25 protein-coding genes are annotated in these 25,670 nt (G+C 68.2%); 10 read left to right on the top strand and 15 right to left on the bottom strand.

Annotated elements, in window-relative coordinates:
• The first annotated feature begins 2 nt into the window (after positions 1 to 2).
• Positions 3 to 1,499 (top strand): tripartite tricarboxylate transporter permease, encoded by a 1,497-nt coding sequence (locus tag OID54_RS09055; protein WP_329016555.1) that lies wholly within the window; start codon positions 3 to 5, stop codon positions 1,497 to 1,499.
• Positions 1,496 to 1,945, top strand: a complete 450-nt coding sequence (locus tag OID54_RS09050; RefSeq protein ID WP_329016553.1) for a GNAT family N-acetyltransferase — start codon at positions 1,496 to 1,498, stop codon at positions 1,943 to 1,945. The genes OID54_RS09055 and OID54_RS09050 overlap by 4 nt, the downstream gene beginning before the upstream one ends.
• Here OID54_RS09050 and OID54_RS09045 read toward each other — a convergent pair.
• Positions 1,921 to 2,436 carry a DUF402 domain-containing protein gene (locus OID54_RS09045; RefSeq protein ID WP_329016550.1) on the bottom strand — a complete coding sequence of 172 codons (516 nt, stop codon included), beginning with the start codon at positions 2,434 to 2,436 and terminating at the stop codon, positions 1,921 to 1,923. The genes OID54_RS09050 and OID54_RS09045 overlap by 25 nt on opposite strands.
• Positions 2,417 to 2,575, bottom strand: a complete 159-nt coding sequence (locus tag OID54_RS09040) for a hypothetical protein (RefSeq protein WP_329016547.1) — start codon at positions 2,573 to 2,575, stop codon at positions 2,417 to 2,419. Before OID54_RS09040 ends, OID54_RS09045 begins: the two co-directional genes overlap by 20 nt.
• Before the next feature lie 83 nt (positions 2,576 to 2,658).
• On the opposite strand from OID54_RS09040, the gene OID54_RS09035 reads away from it, so the two are divergent.
• Entirely contained in the window at positions 2,659 to 3,033 is a 375-nt protein-coding gene (locus OID54_RS09035; protein WP_329016545.1) for a GntR family transcriptional regulator, read from the top strand.
• Between the two features lie 103 nt (positions 3,034 to 3,136).
• Here the strand turns inward: OID54_RS09035 and OID54_RS09030 are convergent, their stop codons facing one another.
• The 6 genes from OID54_RS09030 to OID54_RS09005 form a co-directional block, all read right to left on the bottom strand.
• The gene (locus OID54_RS09030) at positions 3,137 to 4,225 is read right to left on the bottom strand and encodes a hypothetical protein (RefSeq protein WP_329016542.1); all 1,089 of its coding nucleotides are present in this window, start codon (positions 4,223 to 4,225) and stop codon (positions 3,137 to 3,139) included.
• 153 nt (positions 4,226 to 4,378) lie between these two features.
• Positions 4,379 to 5,473 carry a DUF5925 domain-containing protein gene (locus tag OID54_RS09025; protein ID WP_329016540.1) on the bottom strand — a complete coding sequence of 365 codons (1,095 nt, stop codon included), beginning with the start codon at positions 5,471 to 5,473 and terminating at the stop codon, positions 4,379 to 4,381.
• A gap of 123 nt (positions 5,474 to 5,596) precedes the next feature.
• A complete protein-coding gene (locus OID54_RS09020; RefSeq protein ID WP_329016537.1) occupies positions 5,597 to 6,400 on the bottom strand; it encodes a polysaccharide deacetylase family protein in 804 nt (267 codons plus the stop codon).
• Positions 6,397 to 7,461, bottom strand: a complete 1,065-nt coding sequence (locus tag OID54_RS09015) for a glycosyltransferase family 2 protein (RefSeq protein WP_329016535.1) — start codon at positions 7,459 to 7,461, stop codon at positions 6,397 to 6,399. The genes OID54_RS09020 and OID54_RS09015 overlap by 4 nt, the downstream gene beginning before the upstream one ends.
• A complete protein-coding gene (locus tag OID54_RS09010) occupies positions 7,458 to 8,303 on the bottom strand; it encodes a glycosyltransferase family 2 protein (protein ID WP_329016533.1) in 846 nt (281 codons plus the stop codon). Before OID54_RS09010 ends, OID54_RS09015 begins: the two co-directional genes overlap by 4 nt.
• Positions 8,304 to 8,711: 408 nt before the next feature.
• Complete coding sequence (locus tag OID54_RS09005; protein WP_329016532.1) at positions 8,712 to 9,185, bottom strand: hypothetical protein; 474 nt, start codon at positions 9,183 to 9,185, stop codon at positions 8,712 to 8,714.
• 159 nt (positions 9,186 to 9,344) lie between these two features.
• Here OID54_RS09005 and OID54_RS09000 point away from each other — a divergent pair, with 159 nt between their 5' ends.
• Positions 9,345 to 10,154, top strand: coding sequence for an SGNH/GDSL hydrolase family protein (locus OID54_RS09000; RefSeq protein ID WP_329016529.1), 810 nt, complete (start codon positions 9,345 to 9,347; stop codon positions 10,152 to 10,154).
• Here the strand turns inward: OID54_RS09000 and OID54_RS08995 are convergent.
• Positions 10,138 to 11,817, bottom strand: coding sequence for a serine/threonine-protein kinase (locus OID54_RS08995; RefSeq protein WP_329016526.1), 1,680 nt, complete (start codon positions 11,815 to 11,817; stop codon positions 10,138 to 10,140). The two genes, OID54_RS09000 and OID54_RS08995, sit on opposite strands and share 17 nt — an antisense overlap.
• 532 nt (positions 11,818 to 12,349) lie before the next feature.
• On the opposite strand from OID54_RS08995, the gene OID54_RS08990 reads away from it, so the two are divergent.
• Positions 12,350 to 12,616, top strand: a complete 267-nt coding sequence (locus OID54_RS08990; protein WP_329016523.1) for a hypothetical protein — start codon at positions 12,350 to 12,352, stop codon at positions 12,614 to 12,616.
• 80 nt (positions 12,617 to 12,696) lie between these two features.
• Here OID54_RS08990 and OID54_RS08985 read toward each other — a convergent pair whose 3' ends face one another.
• The 4 genes from OID54_RS08985 to hmgA all read right to left on the bottom strand — a co-directional run bounded on the left by OID54_RS08985 (position 12,697) and on the right by hmgA (position 17,455).
• A complete protein-coding gene (locus OID54_RS08985) occupies positions 12,697 to 13,893 on the bottom strand; it encodes a CaiB/BaiF CoA transferase family protein (protein ID WP_329016520.1) in 1,197 nt (398 codons plus the stop codon).
• Between the two features lie 169 nt (positions 13,894 to 14,062).
• Positions 14,063 to 15,235, bottom strand: coding sequence for a type ISP restriction/modification enzyme (locus tag OID54_RS08980; RefSeq protein ID WP_329016517.1), 1,173 nt, complete (start codon positions 15,233 to 15,235; stop codon positions 14,063 to 14,065).
• 69 nt (positions 15,236 to 15,304) lie between these two features.
• Positions 15,305 to 16,057, bottom strand: a complete 753-nt coding sequence (locus OID54_RS08975) for a GntR family transcriptional regulator (protein ID WP_329016513.1) — start codon at positions 16,055 to 16,057, stop codon at positions 15,305 to 15,307.
• 12 nt (positions 16,058 to 16,069) lie between these two features.
• Positions 16,070 to 17,455, bottom strand: coding sequence for a homogentisate 1,2-dioxygenase (hmgA, locus tag OID54_RS08970; RefSeq protein ID WP_329016509.1), 1,386 nt, complete (start codon positions 17,453 to 17,455; stop codon positions 16,070 to 16,072).
• Positions 17,456 to 18,000: 545 nt separating this feature from the next.
• Here hmgA and OID54_RS08965 point away from each other — a divergent pair.
• Together OID54_RS08965 and OID54_RS08960 are read left to right on the top strand one after the other, a co-directional pair.
• On the top strand, positions 18,001 to 19,464 hold the full coding sequence (locus OID54_RS08965) for a CitMHS family transporter (RefSeq protein ID WP_329016506.1): 1,464 nt from the start codon (positions 18,001 to 18,003) through the stop codon (positions 19,462 to 19,464).
• Positions 19,465 to 19,937: 473 nt separating this feature from the next.
• Positions 19,938 to 21,308: an ABC transporter ATP-binding protein gene (locus tag OID54_RS08960; protein ID WP_329016502.1), complete on the top strand. Its 1,371-nt coding sequence runs from the start codon at positions 19,938 to 19,940 to the stop codon at positions 21,306 to 21,308.
• Positions 21,309 to 22,157: 849 nt separating this feature from the next.
• Here OID54_RS08960 and OID54_RS08955 read toward each other — a convergent pair.
• Complete coding sequence (locus OID54_RS08955; protein ID WP_329016499.1) at positions 22,158 to 22,823, bottom strand: TetR/AcrR family transcriptional regulator; 666 nt, start codon at positions 22,821 to 22,823, stop codon at positions 22,158 to 22,160.
• A gap of 236 nt (positions 22,824 to 23,059) precedes the next feature.
• Between OID54_RS08955 and OID54_RS08950 the strand changes: the two genes are divergently transcribed.
• The 3 genes from OID54_RS08950 (at position 23,060) to OID54_RS08940 (ending at position 25,026) form a co-directional block, all read left to right on the top strand.
• The gene (locus tag OID54_RS08950; RefSeq protein ID WP_329016496.1) at positions 23,060 to 23,719 is read left to right on the top strand and encodes a TetR/AcrR family transcriptional regulator; all 660 of its coding nucleotides are present in this window, start codon (positions 23,060 to 23,062) and stop codon (positions 23,717 to 23,719) included.
• A gap of 247 nt (positions 23,720 to 23,966) precedes the next feature.
• A complete protein-coding gene (locus tag OID54_RS08945) occupies positions 23,967 to 24,653 on the top strand; it encodes a DUF998 domain-containing protein (RefSeq protein WP_329016493.1) in 687 nt (228 codons plus the stop codon).
• A 160-nt stretch (positions 24,654 to 24,813) separates the two neighbouring features.
• Positions 24,814 to 25,026, top strand: a complete 213-nt coding sequence (locus tag OID54_RS08940; RefSeq protein WP_329016490.1) for a DUF4287 domain-containing protein — start codon at positions 24,814 to 24,816, stop codon at positions 25,024 to 25,026.
• Between the two features lie 91 nt (positions 25,027 to 25,117).
• Here OID54_RS08940 and OID54_RS08935 read toward each other — a convergent pair whose 3' ends face one another.
• On the bottom strand, positions 25,118 to 25,579 hold the full coding sequence (locus OID54_RS08935) for a MaoC family dehydratase (protein ID WP_329016487.1): 462 nt from the start codon (positions 25,577 to 25,579) through the stop codon (positions 25,118 to 25,120).
• Positions 25,580 to 25,670 lie beyond the last annotated feature (91 nt).

Here is a 25,670-nt window from a genome sequence, read left to right as displayed (position 1 = left end):
CGATGGACTCTCTCAATTCACTGATCGACGGCTTCGGCACAGCGCTGACGCCGATCAACCTGATGTGGGCGGTGATCGGCGTCCTCCTGGGCACGGCGATCGGCGTGCTGCCCGGCATCGGCCCCGCCATGGCGGTGGCACTGCTCCTCCCGGTGACCTACGGCCTTGAGCCCACCGGGGCGTTCATCATGTTCGCCGGTATCTACTACGGCGCGATGTTCGGTGGCTCCACCACCTCGATCCTGTTGAACACCCCGGGTGAGAGCGCGGCGGTGGTCGCGGCCATCGAAGGCAATCCGATGGCGAAATCGGGCCGCGGCTCCCAGGCGCTCGCCGCCGCCGCCGTCGGTCACTTCGCTGGTGGTCTGATCGGCACCATCCTGCTGGTCGCCCTCGCCCCGACCATTGCCGACATGGCCGTGGACATCGGTGCTCCGGACTACTTCGCCATCATGGTGCTCGCCTTCATCGCGGTCACCTCGGTGCTCGGCTCCTCCCGCATCCGCGGTCTGGCCTCGCTGCTGATCGGTCTGACCATCGGACTCATCGGTCTGGACCAGATGACCGGTCAGCAGCGTCTGACCTTCGGCTCGCTCCAACTCGCCGACGGTGTGGACGTCGTCATCGTCGCCGTCGGACTCTTTGCCATCGGCGAGGCCCTGTGGGTCGCAGCGCACCTGCGCCGCGGTGCCGCGCAGCCGATCCCGGTCGGTCGCCCCTGGCTCGACAAGTCCGACGTCAAGCGCACCTGGAAGCCCTGGCTGCGCGGCCCGTTCATCGGATTCCCCTTCGGCGCGATCCCGGCGGGCGGTGCGGAGATCCCCACCTTCCTGTCCTACGTCACCGAGAAGCGGCTCTCCAAGAACAAGGACGAGTTCGGCAGGGGCGCCATCGAGGGCGTCGCCGGTCCCGAGTCGGCTGCCTCGGCCTCCGCCGCGGGAACGCTCGTCTCCATGCTGACCCTCGGTCTGCCGACCACGGCGGTCGCGGCCGTCATGCTCGCCGCCTTCCAGCAGTACGGCATCCAGCCCGGACCGCTCCTGTTCGAGCGCGAGCCCGACCTGGTGTGGGGCCTCATCGCCTCGCTCTTCGTCGGCATGGTGCTGCTGCTCGCGCTCAACCTGCCGCTCGCTCCTGTCTGGGCCAAGCTGCTGCGGATCCCGCGTCCGTACCTGTACGCCGGCATCCTCTTCTTCGCCGGAGTCGGTGCGTACGCCGTCGGTGGCGAGGCGATCGACCTGGTCATCCTGCTGATCATCGGTCTGATCGGTTTCGGCATGCGCCGCTACGGGCTGCCGGTCCTGCCGGCCGTCATCGGTGTGATCCTCGGCCCGGCCGCCGAGCAACAGTTGCGCCGCGCGCTCCAGCTGAGCGACGGCAGTGTCTCCGGCCTGGTCAACACGCCGTTCTCGGTGGTCGTCTACATCATCATCGCGATCCTGCTGGCCTGGCCCTTGATCAAGAAGCAGTACCAGGCTCGACGTAACGTATCTGCATGATCGAGAGCATTCGCCCCGCCATCGCCGCCGATGTGACCGTGGTGAAGGCCGTGACCGACGCGGCCTACCACCCCTACATCGAACGCATCGGAGTCGTTCCCGCCCCCATGGAGGCGGACCACGCGGCCGATGTGGCGGCGGGGCGAGTGTTCGTCGTGGGAAACCCGGTACAGGGAGTGATCGTCCTGCTCCCCCAGGACGATCACCTCCTCCTGGAATCGGTCGCGGTGCACCCCAAGGCCCATGGGAAGGGTCTGGGGCGCGCTCTGCTGGGCTTCGCCGAGAGCAGGGCCCGGGAGTTGGGGCTCCCGGAGATCCGGCTCTACACGAACGCCCTGATGACCGAGAACCAGGCGCTCTATCCGCGCTACGGATACGAGCTGGAAGGGCGCCGGGTGGATGGGCCCTACGATCGCCTGCACTACCGCAAGCGGCTCCCCTCGTAGGTCAGCAATCCACCCAGCGCCCCGACGAGCGCCGTACGTTCCAACGCATTCAGCGCCCCGACGGCTGCCTCGGCAGCCTCGGGGTCGCGTTGTGTCAGGCCACTGGCGGCGAACTCGTCCTCGTCCAGCCTCAGCACCGCGGAACTGTCCGCCGACACCCAGAGGTCGAGCTCCAGGTCCTCCACCAGCAGCTCGTCGCCGTCGAACAGGGCCGGCCTGGTGATGTCGCAGTACCAGCCCTTGAGCCGCCCCTCACCCGTCCGGACCTCCTTCACCGAGTACCAGCGATCCCGCCAGTAGTGCTCGGTGAACACATCGCCTGGCTCAAAGCGTACGAACCCGAAGTCGCGGACGCCTTCGTACGCCCACGGCGCCCGGACCACCAGATGGACACCGTCGTCGGCGAGTAGCACCGCCGGATACCGGATCTTGTCGGTCCCCGCCTTCACCAGCCGTACGGCAACGGTCTGCTCACCCGAGGGTGCGGGCACGACGAACCTCCTTCGCACGGGCCTCGTGGCCGAGCGGGCCGGTGAAATCGCCGAACGGACAGCCCACGTCGCTCGGCTCGTCCGTTGGACTCCCGGCGCGGGCCTCGCCGCTTCGGAACGCACTGATGATCACTGTCATGTGCCGTTACGCTACGGGCGCGCGTTCCGTGTCGCCTCTCCATTTCTTCCGTGCGGACCTACCGGGTGGGAGAGAATCACCCGGTGACCTTGAAGATCGACATCGATACCGGTTCGGGCATCGCCCCCTTCGAACAACTCCGCTCCCGCATCGCCGAGCAGGCGCGCACCGGAGCGCTTCCGGTGGGCTACCGACTGCCGACCGTGCGGGGGTTCGCCGAAGAACTCGGCCTGGCCGCGAACACCGTCGCCAAGGCGTACCGCGCGTTGGAGGCGGACGGGGTGATCGAGACCCGGGGCCGCAACGGCACGTTCATCGCGTCGGCGGCGGATGCGGCGGCCCGTGAACTGGCGACGGCCGCGCAAGGGTTCGCCGACCGGGCCCGACGGCTCGGCGTCACCCGCGATGCGGCACGGTCGGCGGCCGAGGACGCCCTCCGGGCCGTCTACGGCGACTGAGCCCCGCCGTCGCTGCGTACCCGGCGGTGCACGGGTGCTCAGATCGTCGGGTCGCTCGTCCTCCGCTCGATTCCTCCCGCTCGACGCCCCCGTCCCGGGCGGCTCAGTAGCCGTCAGCCGCGAGCCGGCTCGCCTCCTGCCATGACATCAACTCCCGCACCCCCGAGAAGTACGGGGCCGCTTCCGCCGGGGTCAGCACCGCTTCGAGTGCCAGCCGGGCCGACACCCGGGGGAGGAAACGTACGGTCGCGTAGTCATGGCGGAAGACCGGCGCGTCCAGGACCAGTTGCCGCACTCCGTCGACGACGGGTATCCGGCTCGGTGTGGTCGCGCTCCAGATCCAGCGGCCGGACGGTTCGGCGAAGTTGAATGATTCGAGCCGATGGGGCGGCTGCTGCCGACCTGGGTCGAAGGGCGCATCGGTGCTCAGGGCGACGGCCTCCGCACCGGGGGCGTCACCCGGTAGATGCCCGCCGCCGATGAGCACCGCGGCCAACAACGTCTGCAACTGGTAGTTGTCGGCGATGCCGCTCATGCGCAACCGAAAGCCCTGCCCTGAGGCGCGGTCGAGGACCAGCAGCGGTTCCTCGTCGAGGAGGAGCAGGGCCTTCTGCACACACTGGAGATCGCCGATCTCCGGCTCCAACTGTTCGGTGAGCGCCACCAACTCGTCACGGTTGCCCAGCGAGCGGCGCACCGCGGGGTCGGCGAGCACGGCGACGGCGGCGCTCTCCCACTTCGCCACGGTGAGCCAACCGAAGTAGGGCGCATGCCAGATGTCCGCGTAGTCGTCGCCGAATGCCTTCTGCTGGGCAGGGCTGGGCAGTCCGGTCGGGTCCGGCGGTTCCTCGTCCTCGCCATGGGTCTCGCGCCACAACCGGGCGAACTCGATTCCCTGCTCCAGGCTCTTGCGCAGTCCCTCCAGCAGGGGAGGGGCACAGGCACCGGCATCGGCGTCCCACTCGACCAGGGCGCCCACCAGGACCGCGTACACGGCCGCGTGCCAGGCCGGCATCTCGGGCAGCTGCCGGGCCAACCGGGGGCCTATCTCGGCGGAACGGTCGGCCAGTGCCTCCTTCGGCGCGGAGGCCAGCGCGCCGTAGGCGGTCTGTAGTTTCGGGAGATCCCGATGCGCGATCGCTGCGTCCACGGCTGCGACAGCGGCGTCAACCGTTGTGCGAGATGTACTCATTGGCGGATTTTATGCGATATGGCTGATCTTGCTCGCAGACGGGTACGCCCTTTCCGGGCGGTTCACCGCCACCCGATAGCACCGATAGCACCGACAACTCCGGCAACACAGGGGAGCGCCTTCCCCCGGGCGCTGATACCCGGGAGAAGACGATCACAGATAGAGACCCGCGTCTGAGCCGGGCTGCTCTGGGATCGACGCCGGTCCGCTTCCCCTGCGCAGGGCGAACAACTCGGCCAGGGTGGAACCGTCCCGCCCCACCCCGTCTTCGGTGCCGAGCCACTCCACCGACTCGTTGCGCGTCAACGCACCGATCTCGATGCGGGCCATACACCGGCCAGGCCGGACCACGGCGGGATGCAGTCGCTCCAGATCCTCGTTGGTGGTCACGCCCACCAGGACGTTGCGCCCCTGTCCCAACAGCCCGTCGGTGAGATTGAGCAGTCGCGAGAGCGCCTGACCTGCGGTGTGCTTGGCCTCGCCGCGGATCAACTCGTCGCAGTCCTCAAGCAGCAGCAGCCGCCAACGGCTCTTGGCCGTGCCCTCGTCCTCGCCGATCGCAATGTCCATCAGATAGCCGACGTCCGTGAACAGCCGCTCCGGATCGAGTACGCAGTCCACCTGGCACCAGTCCCGCCAGGAGCGGGCGAGCGTCCGCAGTACGGATGTCTTGCCTGTGCCGGGCGGGCCGTGGAGGAGGAGCAGCCGACCCGAGATGTCCTCGGGGGTGACCTTCATCAGCCGGTCCATGGCATCCGCGACGGGGGCGGTGTAGTTGGGCCGCACCTCGTCCCAGGTACCGGCCGAGATCTGTCGTGTCGTGCGGTAGGGGCCGCGCCGCGGGGACACGTACCAGAACCCCATCGTCACATCCTCCGGCTGTGGCTCGGGTTCGTCCGCCGCATCCTGCACGGCGTCCTTGACGATCTTCTCGGCGAGCTCCGCGTCGACGGCCGTCACGGTGACGTCGGCGCCGCGGTTCCAGTGGGAGATGAGCAGGGTGTAGCCGTCGCCCTCGGCGAGTACGGCACTTCGGTCGTCATCACGCGAGGAGCGGAGCACCCGTGCACCGGGCGGCAGCATGTTGAACCCGGGCTTGACCCGGTCGATCTGATGGCTGTGGCAGTAGGGCTGCTCGCCGTTGGCGAAGCGGCCGAGGAAGAGTGCGTCGATGACATCCGTTGCGGAGTCGCTGTCGTCGATGTTGAGCCGGATCGGCAATGCGTCGTGGGGAGGTACGGCTGACATGCGCTCCATCTGAGGTCGTACGGCTGACATGCGCCCCATGATCCGGCACGGATCCCGATCCCGCACGGAGTTTTGTCCGGTGGCGCGGCTCCCGACCTGGGCGCCGAGCCACCGGACTTCGCGTCAGCGTCCGCCGCCCCGCAGCAGGGTCGCCGCCCTCCGGGTACGACGCACCATGGCGTACGCCTTGGTGAGGACACGGTCCTTGGCGAAGTTGCGGCCGATCGCGCGGCCCTCGATGAGCCGCTCGAACTCCTCGATGTCCGTCGAGCGCCGAACGGTGACCCGTTCGATGGCGTACGGCCCCTGCACCGGCCGGGCGAGCGCATTCCCGACGGCGAAGGACTGCGCGAACCCCGCCGTCTTCACCATCTCGCGCACCCGACGGCTGGAGTACCCGAAGGGGTACGCGAACGAGGCCGGCGCGGCTCCCAGCTCATCGGCGATGATGTCGCGGCAGCGGACGGTCTCGTACCGCAGCGCTTCGTCCCCGAGCTGATCCATCTGGGGATGGCTGTGGGTGTGGCCACCGATCTCCATGCCCGCTGCGGCCAGTTCCCGCACCTGGTCCCAGTCGAGCATGGTGTCGATCGCGCCCCCCTCGTCATGGGCACCGCGCAGCCAACCGGTCGACACGAACAGGGTCGAGGCGAAACCGTGCTTGGCCAGGACGGGTAGCGAGTACCGGTGCACACCCTCGTAACCGTCGTCGAAGGTGATCAACACCGGCCGTGCGGGCAGCGCCCGGGCACCACCGGACCGCCAGCACTCACCCAACTCCGCCGTGGTGATCGGGGTGAAGCCGTGCTCGTCGAGCGCCGCCATCTGCTCGGCGAACGCCTCCGGGGTCACGGACAGTCCCAGGGTCGCCTTCGCCGGCTGATGGGCCACCGCGTGGTACATCAGGATGGGAACGGGGCCGCTCATCGGCTCTCACCACCGGCCGGAGCGGTCGCGGCGGGCGCCGAACCGGTCGCTGCCAGCGGAGTGATCGGCTCGGACGAGAAGGTCACCGATCCCTTGCGGGCCCGGGCCGTGCCCACCACATAGCCGCCCGCGGTGGTCACGAGCCCCACGACGATGGCACCCGCGCGCCCCGCCCCGCCCTTGCGACCGCGCAGGGCGTCGCCCATCCCGCGTGCCACACCGGCCGGCAGTACCCGGGTGGTGTAGCTCCGCTCGGAGGACAGCCCGTCGCCCGCTCCCACGCTCTGTGAGACGAGGGCCTTGGAGAGGCCCTCCGCGTAGCAACGGGTGCGGAAGTAGGCGAACCGCTCACGGGCGGCCGGAACCTTGTGGTGGATCACCGCGCGGTCGTCGATGAGGAGCACGGCGTCCGGGAGCGCGTTGCCCATGCGGATGCAGAGCTCCGTCTCCTCGCAGCCGAGGGGGCGCTTGTCCCCGTCCCGGCCGATGCCGGTGGCGAATCCTCCCGACGCGTCGAACGCGGTGCGGCGGAAGGAGGCGTTGCCCCCGAGGACGTTGCGCACCTGCACCTTGCCGGGTGCCATCCCGCGGTAGGAGGCGCCCACCACCCAGTCGAACTCCTCGGGGAACCAGGCCGGGCGCCGCCCCGACGCCCAGGCGGGCGCGGTACGGCCACCGACCGCGACGACCTTCTCGTCGTCGAAGCCCTCGGAGAAGTAGCGCAGCCAGTCGGGCTCGGCCACCGCGTCGTCGTCGAGGAAGGCGACGAAGTCGCCGCGGGATGCAGCGATACCGGTGTTGCGGCCGGCTGAGAGGCCGCGGGGGCCCGCGTTGGCGAGCACCCGCACCTCCTCACCGCGTGCCACATCGGAGCCGTCGGCCCCGTACTCCCGGTACTCCTCGGCCAGCCGGTCGAGGAGAACGGGGTTGTGATCGACCACCAGAAGCGTTTCCAGGGCCGGATGTGACTGATTCCGCACCGATGCGACGGCCGCGAGGATGTCGTCCCAGCGGTCTTCGGTATAGGCGCAGATCACCACCGAGAAACGGCGGTCGCTCAAGACGTCTCTCCCCGGGCGATGCGCACGTCCACACCTGCTCCACCGCGTCGGGCACCGCCGCGGCGTACGCCCTTCTCCTTGAGGATCACCTTGAGCACTCTGATCCCGTCGCGCACGGCGCTGAGGTTGGACACGCCGTGGATGCGGTTGTACTCGTGGCTGGGAACCTCTTGCACCCGCAGTCCGGCCTTGACGACCCGGATGTTCATCAGGGTCTCGATCTCGAAGCCGGTGCAGTCCAGGGTGATGTCGTCGAGGCAGTGCTTCCAGAACGCGTTGTATCCGTAGCAGAGGTCGGTGTAGCGCGCGCCGAACTTGGCGTTGACCACGGAGCACAGGGCCCAGTTGCCGAGCTTGCGGATGAACGTCATGTCGTCGGTGCCACCGCCGTTGGCGAAGCGGGAGCCCTTGGCGAAGTCGGCGCCGGAAACGAGTGCTGAGACATAGGACACAATCTCATCGCCGTGGGCGGAGCCATCGGCGTCGACCATCACGATGATGTCGCCCGTGCAGGCGGCGAAGCCGCTGATCAGAGCGTCGCCCTTGCCCTTGCCGGACTGCTTGACGACCTTGACGTCGGGCCACAGCTCCCGCGCGACCTCGACGGTGTTGTCAGTGGAGTTCCCGTCGACCAGCACGACTTCGTGAATCCAGTCGGGCAGCGTCTTGAACACATAGGGAAGATTCTCCGCCTCATTCATGGCAGGAATCACAACGCTCACGGGCGGAGTGATGGCCAGATGGGAGGAGATGGGTCGGTAGGCACCTTCTATTCGACTGGATTCCACCGAAGCGATCGACGGATCTTGCCCCGGAGCGGCCGGGTGCAGGACAGAACTCATGGGTTTGTTTTCCCTCTCCACCGGTGGACCGCCCGCCCCCGGGCGATCCGGATGAGTGTCCGGTTTGAAAGGGGGGTTACTTCATCACCTGGCCATGGCGGAGCTACCCTCCGACCTGGCTTGGGTGAGCTACTGAACTGGCCGCACGGTGTTACGGCTCGGTATGAGCACGAAAACCGAGCACGGCACCCCCCTACCGCGCCCCGCAGCGGGATCATCGCGACGCTTGAGCCCTCCCCTTGAGCCGCTTAGCTGATGAACCGTTGCGGGTTGTACGACGGTATTGATGTTTAGGACTGTATGGCAAGTCCCGGATCGTGGTTGTGCTTTTTACATTCTTGGTATCTATTCAACGGCCAGGTCGGGGATCGTACTGACCGCTTCACCTTGATCTTTTCCCGGAATCGATCACTTGGAGCGTTCGGTTCCGGATGATCTTCCAGTGCCTTGCGAACCGTTTCCTCGGGGGTTCCTCCCGAAGGAGGAGACGGCTACCCCGGAGGGTAACCGGAGTCCGCCGGTCCGGCGTCCGATCGACCAAAGAAAGAGTAGTGCGGTGATCGCCGCGACCATGGCGATGCCGCCACTCGCCATGGGGATGCCGAGAGATGACACAGCGCCGGCCACGGCCAGATCAATTCCGGCCGAACCTGTCGCGGCCGTTGCGGCGCGCGTCACCCGGTCGAGCCCGGGCAGCACGGCGTAGAGCCCACAGGCCGGTCCGGTGAACAGGAAGAAGATCACGAACGGCGCCCGGAGCGGCGACTGGGCATCGGTCAGGGCCAGTGCGACCCCGACGCCTGAGACGGCGAAGGCCACACCCGCGAGGACCGGAGGCAGATCCGTCCCGACCGCTGACGGTCTGTCTCTGCTGCTCTGCATGGCCGACTTTGCTCCCAGGGCCCGAATGCCAGTTCCCCATGCTGCTCAGGGTGGGGACTTCAGTCAAGCTGGCCCGTGCATGTTTGGCATGGACATTTCGAGTGAAGTATGCGGTCTGCGCCGAAAGTTCAGGCAGCGGACCTGCTAAACGGAGATGTCATGAAACTCTCACGCATCGCGGCTCTTTCCTCCTCCCTCGTCCTCACCACCGCGCTCGCCCTCACCGGAGCGAGCACCGCACAGGCCGCCGAAAGCGCGGCTGCCCTTGACTACGTAGCACTGGGCGACTCTTACTCATCGGGAGTCGGAGCGGGTAGCTACGACAGCGCCAGTGGCGCCTGTAAGCGCAGCGCCAAGGCTTACCCCCGGCTCTGGGCAGCCGCGCATTCACCCTCGACGTTCTCCTTCACCGCTTGCTCAGGCGCTCTTACGAGTGACGTCACGGCCAACCAACTCGCTCCCCTGAACGCTTCGACCGACCTCGTCTCCATCTCGGTCGGCGGCAACGACGCCGGCTTCGCGGACACCATGACCACCTGCGTCCTCCAGTCCGAGGCGAGCTGTGTGAACAAGGTGAACCAGGCCCGCGCCTACATCGACAACACCCTGCCGGCGAGATTGAACAGCGTGTACTCCGCCATCCGCGCCAAGGCCCCGTCCGCACGGGTGGTCGTCCTTGGCTATCCCCGCTTCTACAAGCTCAACGGCAGCTGTGTCGTCGGCCTCAGTGAGGGGGAGCGGGCCGCGATCAACGGAGCGGCGGACCATCTGAACACCGCCATCGCCAAGCGCGCGGCCGACCACGGCTATGCCTTCGGTGATGTGGTCCCCGCCTTCACCGGGCACGAGATCTGCTCCGGTGCGTCCTGGCTGCATTCGGTCAATCTGCTTAACCTCACCGACTCCTACCACCCGACGGCCGCCGGTCAGTCCGGCGGATACCTGCCGGTCCTCAACGCCAACGACTGACCCCGACGATCGCACCGGCCGTGACGCCCGAGGTGCCGGAGGGGGAGGAGGCTCCACCCGCCGGGGTCTCGGGCGCGCAGTCGACCGAGAACGAGACCCACGCCGAACGGACCTGCACCGGTTGCCGGACCTCCACCCGGAGCCGGTCGCGATGCATCTCCTGAGGCCGGTGGGTCACCTCGGTGTGGTCGAGCAGCCGTTCCAGCGGACCGTCCTCCGAAAACCGCAGTGACTGCCAGTCGGTGGCCGACGTCCGTCCGCTCCGTGTCATCCAGCGGTACTCCACGACCGTCGGCGCACGCTGGACTGCGACCGCGGCCCGGAAGGCGGGAGCTTCGTCGGGCGGCGGCGCACAGGAGCCGGCGTAGTCATCCCGGACCGCCCACACGGCCACCTCGACGCGCTGAGGCCGTGGCGATCCCGCTGAGGCCGATGCGCTGGTGGTCCTGCTCCGTTGTGGAGAGGGAGTGTCGGTCGCAGGGGTCGTAGCCGTCGAAGGAGTACGACTCGACTCCTGGACACCACCCCCCGGTGCCGAAGTTCTGCTCGTGGCGCCGGGCCGCTCGCCGTCGGAGGCAGCACGCTCGCGGGCGTCGTCGATGAGCGCCCACACCAGTACGGCGATCACCAGCAGCAGGAGCGCGATGCCCGCGGCCAGCACCGCGACCGCACGGCGGGGCTGACCGCTATCGGCCGCCCCGCCCGGCCCTGCTGCCGGTGCGTCGGAGACGGTCGATGGGAGCGCACTCGCACCCGTACCGGCACCCGAGCCGTCCGCCCTCGAAGCGTGGCTCGAATCCGATGTGCCGACCGCGGAGCCTGGCAATGCTCCGCCGGGGCGGCCCGTACCGCCCGCGGCCACCACGCGCAGAAGGCGGTGCGCCGCGGCGGCCGTCAGCCGCTCGTCCGGGTTCTTGCGCAACAGCCCTTCGATGACGGGTGCGAGCTCTCCCGCGAGGTGCGGTATCGACGGTTCCTCGTCCACGACCGCTCGTAAGGTGCTCAGCGCTTGCTCGCGGCGAAAGGGCGATACGCCTTGTACTGCTGTGTAGAGGAGTACGCCGAGGGACCACAGGTCCGATGCGGGGCCGGGTGCATGGCCCTGAGCCCGTTCAGGGGCGAGGTACTCGGGCGAGCCGATCAGCTCGCCGGTCATCGTCAACGCGGAGGTGCCAGCAACCTCCGCAATGCCGAAGTCGGTGAGCACCACCCGGCCGTCGTTGGCGATGAGTACATTGCCCGGTTTGACGTCACGGTGGAGGACGCCCGCTTCGTGCGCGGCGCCGAGGGCGGTCAGGACGTCCGCCCCGATCTGCGCCGCGCGCTGCGGGGTGAGCGGACCGTCCGACTCCAGCACGTCGGAGAGGGCGAGACCGCGGACGAGTTCCATCACGATCCAGGGCCGACCCCCATCGGTGACCACGTCGTAGACGGTGACCACGCCACGGTGGGAGATTCGACCCGCCGCCCACGCCTCGCGCTCCAGGCGTTGGTAGAGCCGACGCTCATCGGCGCTGGAGAGCCCGACCGGGGATCGCACTTCCTTGACCGCGACCTCGCGGGCGAGCACTTCGTCCCGAGCGCGCCACACCACTCCCATCCCGCCCTCGCCCAACGGGCCGAGCAGTCGGTAGCGCCCTGCGATCAGCTGGTTCTCGGGCATGCGAGCCCCCATCCGTTACGGCGCGGCACAGCACGACATCCACAGCAAGGCAACTCATGGAAATCTCGGTGGAAACCCTTCCAAGTTAGCTCAACCACCCGCTTTTGCAGCCCTCTTGACGGTGAAGTGGCTTCAAGGTTGCTGTGAACGGCCACAACGAGGGTGAAGGTGTGATTCCTGGGTTCTCCGGTGTGAGTGTGGTCACTCCTTCGAGGGGGCGCCGATGAGTCGGGGTGCTCGGGAGTGCGCTCCTGCGGGGAGGGGAAGGCATGGGGATGGACTCGATGTCACATGACGGAACCGACTGGAAGCGGATCGAAGGGGCGAAGTGATCGACGGGCACGGGAGCGGGAGGCGGGCGGGCAGGCCGTGTCGAGCTGTCCAACTCGCCCTGGAATCGAATGGATTCGGAGAGTGATCGTCAACTCACGTACAGCAGTGGTGAATCCTCAGGACGGGATACACGGGTGTCCCGGCGGGGCGATAGGGTTAACCTGCCCGGGCCGGGTGCGTCGTACGGGTGGGGAGTGACATGGAACAGATAGCAATGCGAAGCAGGCCGCGCGTGCCTGCGATCACCTGCGGGAGTAGCGCGACGAGCTCGCGTCTCGACCGACATCTCTCGGTGCTCGGCGGTCCCGCCTTGCCACAGCGGGAGACGGTCGAGGCCACCTCACTGATGCGCGAGTTGACCTCGCGCGACGTGACGCACGACCGTGCTGCCAGCAAGAGCGGGCGCGTTTCGCTCTTCGCACCGCTGCGAAGGCTGCGCCGCACTCTCTTCGGTAGCCGCCGCTGACTCCTGGGCCTCCGCTCGGCCATGGCGCCCCCCGGGGCGCGCACCACATGTCACGTGTCACCGCCTGTGCGGCCCCGCGCTCAGGCGACCACGCCCTCCCGGTGCAGCGCTGCTGTCTCCTCCGTTGTCATTCCCAAGGACGCCAGCAGCGCATCGGTGTGTTCACCCAGTGCGGGTACCGCTCCCATCAGGGCCTCCGGGCCACCCGGCAGGGTGATCGGAGGCAGGAGCGCCCTCAGCGGCCCGACCGGCGAGTCGATTTCCCGCCATCGGTCACGCGCCGCCAGTTGGGGATGTCCGGCCACATCCCTCACGGTGTTGAGACGGGCGCTGGCGATTCCTGCGGCGTCCAGCCGTTCCACGGCCTCCTCGGTCCCCAGTCGTGACAGCGCTTTGGCGACCATTTCATCCGTGAGCCCCCGGTTCGCGGTACGGGCCGTGTTCGACGCAAATCGGGGATCGTCGGCGAGGGCGGGTTCATCGAGGACCTGCTCGGTCAGCCGTCGCCACTCGCGGTCGTTCTGCACCGACAGCAGTACCTGTCCGCCGTCGGCGGTGGTGTAGGCGTCGTACGGGGCGATGACGGCATGCGCGACACCGGTGCGCACGGGCGGTTCACCGCCGTGCATTCCGTAGTGCAGTGGGTGGCCCATCCATTCGGCGAGGGACTCCAGCATGGAGATCTCCACCGGGCCGCCGAGGCCCGTGGTGCTTCGGCGGAGCAGGGCCGCGAGGACTCCGGAGAATGCGTACATCGCGGCGGAGATGTCGGCTGCCGGGATGCCCGCCTTCGCCGGCTCGTCGTGCGTACCCGTCACCGACACCAGTCCGGCCTCGCACTGGACGAGCATGTCGTACGCGCGCTTGTGGGCGTACGGGCCCCCGGCGCCGTAGCCGGAGATGTCCACGGCGATCAGGCGGGGATGGGCCTCGCACAGGGTCGGCGCATCGAGGCCCAGCCGGGCCGCCGAGCCCTGGGCGAGATTCTGGACGAACACGTCCGCCCCCGCGATCAGCCGCTGCACGATGGCGAGGCCGCGGGCGTCCTTCAGATCGACCGCCAGCGACTCCTTGCCCCGGTTGCACCAGACGAAGTGGGAGGCGAGCCCCCGTGCGGCCGTGTCGTAGTCCCGGGCGAAGTCACCGCCGTCCAACCGCTCGATCTTGATGACACGTGCACCTAGATCGGCGAGTTGACGCGTGGCGAAAGGGGCTGAGACGGCCTGCTCGATGGCGACCACCGTGATGCCGTCGAGCGGCAGGGGTTGAGTGCGCATGGCCCGTCTTATCGCGTGTACCACCCAAATGTCATCAGTCATCCGCTGTGAGGTACGTCCCGGACCATGTGCGCATGGTGTGCCTCGCGCCCTGTATGGGCCCATTGTGCCGGATTCCCCGCGGTTGGTGCGTAGAGAGGGAGGGCAGGGTCGTTCCTTCGGAAACGGCCTAGAGCAGGGCGAACTGTCCCTCCGGGCCCTCCTCGCAGTGGTCAAGGACGGATGCGGGGCGGCGTGCTTCCGCAGGCACGGGCAGCACCTCCGGTACTTCGATGAGATCACCGCCTGCCAGCTCCCGCAGAAAGTCGTCGCGGTCCGCGCCCACCTCGCTGAGCAGGCTCAACACCGTGATCAGTGCCAACAGCTCGGATGTCCACTCCTGGGGCCAGCTCGTCGGCCGAAGAGCGTCCAGCGTGCCCGGCGCGACCGGGGATGTGCGGTTGTCGAACCAGAGGTCCAGGACCCGCACACCGCCCTGGCGGAACTCCCACGCACTGACCGGAACAGGGGAGATCCGACCGGTGCCGACCTCCAGCGTCTCCTGTGCTCGGTCATAGGCGAGCGCGTCGGGCCACGGCGGAAGCGCGGTACGCACATAGGGGCGGCGGCCCCCGGGCAACCTCGGTCTCTGTCTGCCGTGCACTCCGCGGAGTTGGATCTCCATCAGTCGGCGGCCGATGTCGATGCCCAGGGACCAGAGCGCGGGATCGGCGGGCAGGGGCACCGCACAACCCGTCGGGGAGTGCTCGCTCGCCGCGGTCACCCAGGCGAGTGCGTCTTCCGGCGCGACCTCCTGGCCGTACTGGCGTTCCAGGGCGCCCAGGAGGCCGGGGGCGAGGTTCGGTTCGACGCCACCGGGGCGACGGTAGAACGGTCGGATGCGGCCGGGGCGTCCCGTGGGGGCATGGCCGTCCGGCAGCAGCCCGGACACCAGTACGGCCGGTCCCCGGTTCTGCTGGGGTCCGGGCTGTTCCAGGACGAAGACCTGCCGTTCGTCCGCCACGCGCCACAGTTCGGGCCGTGCGGAATCGATGAGTCGGTGGTCGGGGATGAGCCACTGCTGGTCGAAGGGGCCGTGCAGGATCCGCACCGGTTCGGGGCAGCGGCCGTCCTCCTGGGCGAAGCGCCCGGTCGCGGTGCGCTGGCCCGGGAGTTGACCCACGGCGGTACGCGGCGTCCGGCCCCTGGTACAGCCGAAGAGGGCATCCCGCTCGGTGCCCCGTGTCGTCACCAGCCTGTCCCAGCGGGCCCTGAGGGTCTCCGGATCCGGAGCGAGCACCCAGGAGCGCCCCGTCCGCAAGGGTCGTACGCCCCAGGGCATCAGGTCGTCGAGCATCGGCATACGGACATCCTCCCCGACGTGCCCCCGCGCACTCCATGGACCGGGAGCCGACGGGCGCCTGCGCGGGCCCTACTCGGCGTCGACGGTCACCGAGAAGGAGAAGCGGTCGCCCCGGTAGCGGATGCGAGCCACATCGACCACCCGGCCGGTCACATCACAGGTCACGCCCGTGTAGTGCAGGATCGGACTCAACAGCGGCACTTGGAGGAGTTCCGCCGTCTGTGGGTCCGCGAGCCGTGCCTCCACCGTGTCCGTGATGCGCCCGATCCGGATGCCCACCACGTCCCGCAGCACCTTGGTCATCGGCCAGCGCTCCAGGTCCTTCACATCCAGCCGGGCGGCCACATCCGGTCGTAGCGCGTTATGCGCCCAGTTGGTCGGCTCACCGCTCTCCCCGTCACAGCGCAGCCGCCGGTAGCTGACCACTTCGGTCAGATCGGGGAAGTATTCGGTGAGTTCCCCCGGCACCGGTTCGGGGCCGTGGCCGAGGATCGTCGTCAGCTCGCCGGACTGCTGGGCCACGATCGCGTCGATCGACCCCAGCAGTCGGCGGGGCGCTCCTCGACGGGCGCCCGGTTCGATGAAGGTGCCCCGCCGACGATGCCGGCTGATGAGCCCCTCCTCCTCCAACTCCTTCAGGGCCTGCCGCATGGTCAGCACGCTCACCCCGTAGTGCGCGGCGAGCTGTTCTTCCGTGGGCAGGCGCAGTGACGCATCGGGCGTGCGCCCCAATATGGAAGCGCGCAGCGACTGCGAGACCTGGTACCACAACGGCAGCTTGCGGTTGAGGACCAGCGAGTCGGGAGCGAAGGAGGAGGGCACGGAGACTCCGTATCAGGACCTGAAATGACGCTCAAGACCCTGCCACACCTCGTCGTAACCCTCCTGGAGATGGGGGGCGTTGGCCGCCTGCTCGGTGGCGGTCACGGGCCAGCGGGTCTCGAACATGAAGGCGAGTCCGTCGTCGATCTTCTGGGGCTTGAGCTCGGCCGCACTGGCCCGGTCAAAGGTCTCCCGGTCGGGGCCGTGGGCCGACATCATGTTGTGGAGCGAACCGCCGCCCGGTACGAAGCCACCTTCGCCGGCCGTCTTGGCATCGTACGCACCTTCGATCAGGCCCATGTACTCGCTCATCACATTGCGGTGGAAGTACGGCGGCCGGAAGGTGTCCTCACCGACCAGCCAGCGCGGTGCGAAGACCACGAAATCGACTCCCGCGAGACCGGGGGTGTCCGACGGGGAGGTCAGCACGGTGAAGATCGAGGGATCCGGATGGTCGTAGGAGATCGTGCCGATCACATTGAAGCGCCGCAGGTCGTAGACGTACGGGACGTGATTGCCGTGCCAGGCCACGACATCGAGCGGTGAATGGGGATAGGTCGCGGCCCACAGGTTGCCGCAGAACTTGGTGACCACCTGCACCGGGTGGTCGACGTCATCCTCGTACGCCGCGGTGGGGGCGAGGAAGTCGCGGGCGTTGGCGAGTCCATTGGCGCCGATCGGGCCCAGGTCGGGGAGTTGGAAGGGCTGGCCGTAGTTCTCGCAGACGTAACCGCGGGCACGGGCGTCCAGGAGCTCCACCCGGAAGCGGACTCCGCGCGGGATGAGCGCCACCTCCCCGGGGCGCGCTGCCAGTCGGCCCAGTTCGGTGACGAGCAGCAATCCACCGTCTTCGGGGACGATCAGCAGCTCGCCGTCGGCGTTGCTGAAGACCCGGTCCATGGGGGCGTTGGCGTGGTAGAGGTGCACGGCCATGCCCGAGCGCTGGGTGGCGTCGCCGTTTCCACCGAGCGTCCACAGTCCGGCGAGCCAGTCGGTGTTCGGCGCGGGGTCCGGTTGGGGACTCCAACGCAGCCGGTTGGGGTCGGGCACGGTTTCGGTGAAGGGGGCGCTGCGCAGCGAACCGTTGTCGATGCGGTTGAAGCGGGGATGGGCTGCCGAGGGGCGGATGCGGTACAGCCAGGAACGGCGGTTGCCGGCGCGCGGCTCGGTGAACGCGGAGCCGCTGAGCTGTTCCGCGTACAGCCCGAGGGCGGCGCGCTGCGGGGAGTTGCGGCCCTCGGGGAGGGCCCCCGGGACGGCCTCGGAGCTGTGTTCATTGCCGAAGCCGGTGGAGTACGTCAGTGCGGCGGCGATCTTGCGTGCCTGCTCGGCCCTCGCGGGCTGCGCCCCTGCCCGTCCGGACTGCGTGTGCTGGGTCTGCCCGATCCCGTTCATCATCCGCTCCCGGTGCCGAAAGAATCCTATGGACAACCGTAGGATTGCGGGAGTGTTACGTCAACGGCATCGCGGACGCAGGATGCATGGCGAGTCTCGTGAGGTGCCTGTGGCCAGCGGTGCGACATTCCGAGGAAAGTGTCCATATCGTGGACCGTCGGGCTCGGTCTGCGGAATGAACCGATGGGACGAGCGGCCTGAGGGCGCCTCCCACGGCAGGGCCCGGGACGCTCCCAGGGGGCTCGCTGCTCGGCGGCTCGATCGCCCCTGGGGGAACGACCGGGTGTGGTCGGCCGTTCGGGTCAGGCGGGGGAGCGAGAGCCGTCGGCCGCGAGAGGGCGTGTGGCCCGCGGACGTGCAACGTACCGGGGGTGGACTGGAGGCCATCGGGGCGGTAGGAGAGGAGGTCAACGTACTCACTGGGTTGACCTGGTGTTTTGCTCGTATTGCTCGCATGTCAACACCTTGTTAACAGCTTTTGGTGCCACCTAACGTCGTCCGGACCGCCGAACCGGTGGGAGTTCAAGGATGAACGTGAGGTTCCCCCCATGCTGACAATCCTCGGCTTCACCATGATCGCGACCTTCCTGGTCTTGATCATGATGAAGAAGATGTCGCCCATCGCGGCACTGGTCCTGATCCCGGCCCTGTTCTGTGTGCTCGTGGGCAAGGGCGCGCACCTTGGTGACTACGTCATCGAAGGCGTCGGCAACCTCGCCCCCACCGCGGCGATGCTGATGTTCGCGATCGTCTACTTCGGCGTGATGATCGACGTCGGCCTCTTCGACCCGATCGTCCGGGCCATCCTGCGCTTCTGCAAGGCCGACCCGATGCGGGTCGTGGTCGGTACGGCCCTGCTCGCGGCGATCGTCTCCCTCGACGGCGACGGCTCCACCACCTTCATGATCACCGTTTCGGCGATGTACCCCCTCTACAAGCGGCTGAAGATGAGCCTGGTCGTCATGACCGGTGTCGCAGCCACCGCCAACGGAGTCATGAACACGCTGCCCTGGGGCGGCCCCACCGCACGCGCAGCGACGGCGCTGAAGCTCGACGCGGCCGACATCTTCGTACCGATGATCCCCGCGCTCGCCGCCGGACTGCTGTTCGTCTTCGCCCTCTCCTACGTACTCGGCATGCGCGAGCGCAAGCGCCTTGGCTACCTCTCGCTGGACGAGGCACTGACCCCCGAGTCGGACACGGTGCTGGTCGGCGCCGGTGGCGGGTCCGACACCCTGACCAAGGGCCGCAAGAAGAAGGGGACCGGCCCTTCGGCCGACGCGCCCGCTGCCCCCTCCGGTTCGGCAGCACCTGATGCCGGTGCCGGTGCCGGTGCTGATGCTGATGCTGATGCCGACGCCGACGAGGGCTTCCAGGGACTCGACCCCAACCGCGAGACCCTGCGCCCCCGCCTCTACTGGTTCAACGCCGGGCTCACCATCACCCTGCTCACGGCCATGATCATGGAACTGCTGCCCATCCCGGTGCTCTTCCTCCTCGGCGCAGCCCTTGCACTGACCGTGAACTACCCGAACATGGCCGACCAGCGTGCCCGCATCGGTGCCCATGCGGAGAACGTCCTCAACGTCTCCGGCATGGTCTTCGCTGCTGCGGTCTTCACCGGAGTCCTCACCGGCACCGGCATGGTCAAGCACATGGCGGACTGGTTGGTGGGCGCCATCCCCGAGGGCATGGGCCCCCACATGGCCATCGTCACCGGACTGCTCAGCCTCCCGCTCACGTACTTCATGTCGAACGACGGCTTCTACTTCGGTGTGCTGCCGGTGCTCGCGGAAGCCGGTGCCGCCCATGGAGTCTCCCCGCTGGAGATCGCCCGCGCCTCTCTCGTCGGCCAGGCGCTCCACATGTCCAGCCCGCTGGTTCCCGCGGTCTACGTACTCGTCGGCATGGCCAAGGTCGAGTTCGGGGACCACACCCGCTTCACCGTGAAATGGGCCGCGCTCACCTCGCTCGTGGTGCTCGCGGCGGGCGTCGCCATCGGGATCATCTGACGGCTGAAGGCCCTTAAGGACACCCTGCGGATAGGGGCCCGGGCACGAGAACCCGGCAAGATCCGGAAGAAGCCCTAGAGCGTCAGGGGTGTGGGAACCGATTCGATCACATCGGTTCCCACACCCCTGACGCATTCGTGCTCCGCTGTACACGGGGAACTACTCTCCGTCCCCTCCAGGAGAAGCCGTCCAAGGGGGCACCTCGTCGTATCGCCTGGTGAGATGCCCGAGGTGGCGACGTCTGCTTTTGTCACGCTTGGCGTGCTCCTGGCGGCGACGATGGCGTCGATCAGGTGTACGGAAGCCAACTCACGGGGAATACAAAGCCGTTCAAGATTCCACCCGCTCAAGGCCCCGGAGAGCCGCTCCGGACCGAAAGCATTGTTTCAATTTGCGTCCATGTCATTCCCCGCCCGGGAGTATTCGACTATTTTCAATCCCCCAGCCGCTCCCCACATCCCCCGGCGGAACATATGACTCGCGCTATTACCCTGCAGAGTGTCAGCAAGCGATACGGACGAGCTGCCCGTGCCGTCGACCGATTCAGTCTCGACGTCAAACCGGGCGAATTCGTCGTCCTCCTGGGGCCCTCGGGCTGCGGGAAAACGACCGTTCTCCGCATGATTGCCGGCCTGGAATCGATCACCGACGGTGAGCTTCTCCTCGATGGAGAACCCGCCGGCCATTTGCCCCCGGGCGATCGATCCATGGCCATGGTGTTTCAGAACTTCGCCCTCTACCCGAACATGACAAACCGCGACAACATCGGCTTCCCCCTCCGGGTGGGCGACCCCCGCGGAGATCGCCGTCCCCACGTCGACGCCACCGCCCGCATGCTCGGCATCGAGGACGTCCTCGACCGCTATCCGTACCAACTCTCCGGCGGCGAACGGCAGCGGGTCGCCATGGGGCGGGCCATCTCGCGGCAGCCCTCGGTCTTCCTGATGGACGAGCCCCTGTCCAATCTGGAAGCCAAGCTGCGCAACCGACTGCGAGCGGAGATCGCCCAGCTCACCAAGGAGATGGGCGTCACCACCATCTACGTCACCCAGGACCAGGCCGAGGCCATGTCGCTGGGGGACAGGGTCGGGGTGATGCGCGGAGGGGTCCTCCAGCAGGTCGGGAGCCCGCGCGACATCTACGCCGTACCGGACAACGTGTTCGTGGCCGCGTTCATCGGCACCCCACGGATCAATCTGCTCCAGGCCATCGTCAACGCACCACTGGACGGCGGGATGTCACTCGACCTCGGCCGACAGCGGCTGACCATGCCCGAACCGCTCAGCGTGGACCATCAACTGCTGCGCATCCAACAGGGTCGGCAGATCATCGTCGGACTCCGCTCCGAGGCCACCAGGATCGCCCTCCCCAGCCAGGCCCGCCCGGGTGAGGTGCCGCTGACGGGCACGGTCGAGTACACCGAGTACCAGGGGCACGAGGCCCTGTTGTACGTCAACATCGGCTCCCGTTCGGCCATCGTGCCCAATCTGGAATCGCCTCGCCCCGCCGTGTCCCCGCGCCGACTGCGCAACTCGTCGAAGGACAACGGCAGCTTCCTGACCAGGTGGAAGGAGAGGATGAACACCTACGTCTCCGGCCCGCCCGCACTCTTGGAGGAGTCGGGACCCCAGCCGTACGGGCCGCCTGCCGGATACGGACCGCACGACCCGGGGCGTCCCCCCGCCCCCGCGAGTTCGCTCGTCATCAGGACCAGTCCCAACCTCTGGCTCCAGCCCGGTGCCCGGGTACCGCTGCTGGTCGATCTCGCCCACCTCTACGTCTTCGACCACCACGGCAGACGCATCTGTCCCGCTCCCGCGGAAATGCTCGGCATAGAAGGCTGAGGTTGATGGGCCCCTGAGCCCACTGGGGCCGGGGCCCATGGCACCGGAGAGCCCGTAGTCACGACCCGAGCGCATCCGCCCGAACGGTGGGAAGGCGTTCTGGAGAACGACAGCACCACCCCTCTGCACGGCCGAGTGGAGCCACTCGCCACGGCGTTGCGCCACGGCAGTGTGTCCCGCCTTAGGCCCGGGACGATGGAACGGAAGGCCGCACCGCTGGGACGCCGACCCCCCGCGGCAAGCGCCACCGCAAGCCAAGAGCCACGCCCACCCGTGAAGGGGCCTCGTGGTGTGCTCCCGCCGAGCTTCCGTTGCTCAAAGACTCCTCCGCTGGTCAAGGTGCGGATGTCGCCATCGCTCCCCTCACCGCCGGGCTCCCTGTTGCTGCCGTCCCTCCGATCGCACCGCTGGTCGGTGCGGAGGTGAGTGCTGGCCGGTATGCATGGCAGAGAATGGACGGTCGTACGGTTCCGATCGGGGACTTTCGCAAGACCCTTTCGTTCCCGGTCTGCGTTTATGTGAATTGCCGGCCCTGTTGGCCCGGCCAACTTCCATGGCCGTGCACGTGCGCCGCGGCTTGATTTCGAGGGTGCTGCCACTCGTCGTCAGGGAGCGAGTGTGATTGCAGTGACGATTTCACAACCCTTCGTCGGACGGCATCGACAGAGGGAACCGGTGGAGTTCTAGCCATTTACCGCACTACGTCAATCGATGCCGATGTGCTCGGTTGCCTAGGCGTTCAGACGGTCCGGTGCGGTTTTGGTTGGAGGCCGCGACGGGTGGGATTCGCGGCCGTATCCATAAATGAAAGAACGTTGTATTTACCGGAGCACCAAGGTGAAATGGGTGTCACATGCGCGGGGATGCGGTGGCCTCGAACTGAACCCTCAGCCCGTCGATGATCGCCCGCAGACCCGTCTCGAACGCCCGCTCGTCGACCTGCTCCTGCCGTTCCGCGAGCAGGTGCGCCTGCCCCAGGTGCGGGTAGTCGGCCGGGTCGTACGCCGCCTGGTCGTCGACGAAGCCCAAGGCGAAGGAGCCGAGGGCCGAGCCGGTGATGAAGTACCGCATCAGCGCGCCGATGGAGGTCGCCTGCGCCGGTGGCCAGCCTGCCCGCACCATCGCCCCGAAGACCGCGTCGGCCACCCGGAGTCCTGCGGGTCGACGGCCCGGCCCCTTGGCGAGCACCGGGACGATATGGGGATGGGCGGTGAGGGTCGCGCGGTAGGCGACCCCCCAGGCGTGCAGCGCGGTGTCCCAGCTCCAGTCGCCGGGGTGCGCGGTCGCCCGTTCGTCGAACATCGAGAGGTCGACCTCGGCCTGGACCGAGTCCGCGACCGCCTCCAGGATTTCGTCCTTGGTGCGGAAGTGGTGGTACAGCGAGGGGCCGCTCACGCCCAGCTCCGCCGCCAACCGCCGGGTGGAGACCGCCTCCACGCCCTCCGCGTCGACGAGTGAACCCGCCGTCTCGACGATGCGTTCTCGGCTCAGGAGGGGCTTGTGCGGTCGGGCCATGCGCCACATCGTAGGGCCTGCCGGGCCGGACCCAGCCGTCGCCGACCAGGGGCTGCCCCGGCGGGCGCGCGGGGCGGGATCGCCAGGTCGCCTTCAGGTGTCGTCGGCCCGGTGCGTGCCGTTCACCGCGGGCGGACTCGATCGGCAGCGCTGTCTGCTCGGCCCCCAGTCCGTCTCTAAGCGCTTGCTCATGGGTGCGGGTATGGTTTCCTCCAGTGGATAGGAAGGGGCGCGCGATGACTGCGGCCGAGGAGATGACCTGCGACGACGTGCCGTGGGGAGAGGTTTCGCCCGAGGCGGCGAGGAAGCTCCTCATCGCCGCGGTGGAAGCCTTCGCCGAACGCGGCTACCACGCCACGACGACGCGGGACATCGCGAGCCGGGCCGGGATGAGCCCCGCGGCGCTCTACATCCACTACAAGACGAAGGAAGAACTGCTCCACCGCATCAGTCGGATCGGGCACGTCCGGGCCCTGGCGGTACTGGCCACCGCGGGCGAGCGCGAGGGGACACCCCCGGAGCGGCTGGCGGACGCCGTCAGTTCGTTCGTGCGCTGGCACGCCGGTCGTCATGACACCGCCCGCGTGGTGCAGTACGAACTCGAAGCGCTCTCGCCCGAGCACCGTACGGAGATCGTTGAGCTGCGGCGGCGCAGTGATGCCGTCATCCGCGGCATCCTGCGGGACGGGGTGGAATCCGGCGAGTTCGATGTGCCCGATGTTCCCGGAACCACGCTCGCCGTGCTCTCGCTCTGCATCGATGTGGCCCGGTGGTTCAACTCCAAGGGGCGCCGCACCCCGGAGGAGGTCGGGGAGCTCTATGCCGATCTCGTACTCCGCATGGTCTCTACGCCCCAGACGCCCCCGACGCCTGCGGTGTCCGGCGCGGACCGGTGAACCGTTCGGGCCGGTGACCTGTCTCCCGCCTGCGACCGTGCCGTCCTCGATCGCCCGTGGGTGCCTCCGGGGCAAGCGGCCACGGGCGGGTGCATGCCGCATGGGTCACGGGACCAACCGTGGCGACTCCTGTGACCCACATCACTGCCCCTCGATCGATGACCTTTGCCTTCCTCCGCGGTCAAACCCGCAAGACCACCGCGATGCCCATGCCCCAGCGAGGCGCCGCGTACGAGGGAGGCACCCCATGACCCACACGATCAACGCCCCTGTTCTGAACGCCCCTACGGGCAATCGGGATCGGTCGCCGTCGGCGGCGCGCAGGCTCCTGGCCATCGGCGCGTCCGCCGGCCCGCTGTTCCTCGGGCTCGGGGTCGTCCAGGGGCTCACCCGAGAGGGCTTCGACTTCAGCCGGAACGCCTTCAGTCAGCTCAGCCTCGGCGATCTCGGTTGGGTGCAGACGGCCTCGTTCGTCCTCACCGGTCTGTTGATCGCCGCTGCCGCGCTCGGTGTGCGGCAGACCCTGGACGCCGGTCAGGCGGCGCGTTGGGTACCGCGCCTCCTGGGCGTCTTCGGTGCCTCGTTCATGGTGAATGCGGTGTTCCGGGCCGATGCCGGGGCGGGGTTCCCCGTCGGCACTCCGCAGGGGCCGCCTGCCGCGATCAGTGCGCAGGGCGCCGTCCATATGGCCAGTGGCCTGGTGGGGTTCCTCTCGCTCTGCGTCGCGTTCTTCTTCCTGGCCCGTTGGTTCGCGGCGAGGCAAGAGCGCGGCTGGGCTCTTGCCTGCCGTCTGCTGCCGATGGGGGTCCTCGCCGGTTTCATGGGCTCCGGTGTCTCCGTCGTCGCCTTCACCGTCGGGGCGGGGCTGGGCCTGATGGGGCTCACCGCCGTCACGCTCCGCCTTGCGCTCCGTCCACGGCCCTCCAACGGCTGACCCGGCTGCCGGTCGCCGACCCGGCAGCCGCCACGCCCCGACCGCATCGATGGCGTATGGCAACATCGCCCCGCGCCGACTGCACTGATCGCGCCGACAGCGCTCACCGCATCGCCCACACCGACTGCACCGACTGCACCGACCCAGAGGAATCAGCGATATGACGAACGCAGCCAACGGACCCGCCAGCTACTTCCCGTCCATCGAGAAGAAGTACGGGCGCCCGGTAGCGGAGTGGAAGGAACTCATCCGCTTGTCACCCCTGACCAAGCACATGGAACTCGTCGCCTGGTTGAAGGCAGAACACGGGCTGGGCCACGGCCATGCCAACGCGCTCGTCGCCCACACCCTCGCCGAGGACAGCGGACGGTGAAGACGCCCGGCCGGGTGAGACGGCGACCCGTCCCCACGCTCCTTGCGGGCCGCCCGGCACACAGCCCGGACGGTCCGCGTCTGCGAACTGCTCAGAAGTAGTAGCGGGATACCGAGTCGGCCACGCACACCGGCTTGTCACCGCCCTCGCGCTCGACCGTCACCCGGGCGGTGACCTGGACCCCGCCACCCGCCTCCGTGACGTTCTGCACGACCACCGTCGCCCGTAGCCGCGACCCCACCGGAACCGGCGCCGGGAAGCGCACCTTCTCCGTCCCGTAGTTGAGGCCCATCTTCGCTCCGTCCACCCGCATCACCTGAGGTACCAGGACAGGGAGCAGGGAGAGGGTGAGATAGCCGTGCGCGATGGTCGTCCCGAACGGGCCGTCCGCCGCCCGTACGGGATCCACATGGATCCACTGGTGATCGCCGGTCGCCTCGGCGAAGCGGTCGATCCGTTGCTGGTCGATCTCCAGCCAGTCGCCCGGCCCCAACTGCTCGCCGACCGCGGCGGCCAGCTCGGCTGCGGAAGTGAAGGTCCTCGGCTCGGCCATGGTCCTGATCCCTGCCTCTCACGTACTGGCTCCCGTGGAAGCCGCCACGGTCTCACCGTACAGAACCGTGGATGCAGGGTCCGGTCAGACG

It is taken from the genome of Streptomyces sp. NBC_00690, assembly GCF_036226685.1.
GTDB lineage: Bacteria > Actinomycetota > Actinomycetes > Streptomycetales > Streptomycetaceae > Streptomyces.
The sequence above is the reverse complement of the archived record's forward strand: the minus strand, read 5'-3'. Positions and strand labels throughout refer to the sequence as shown.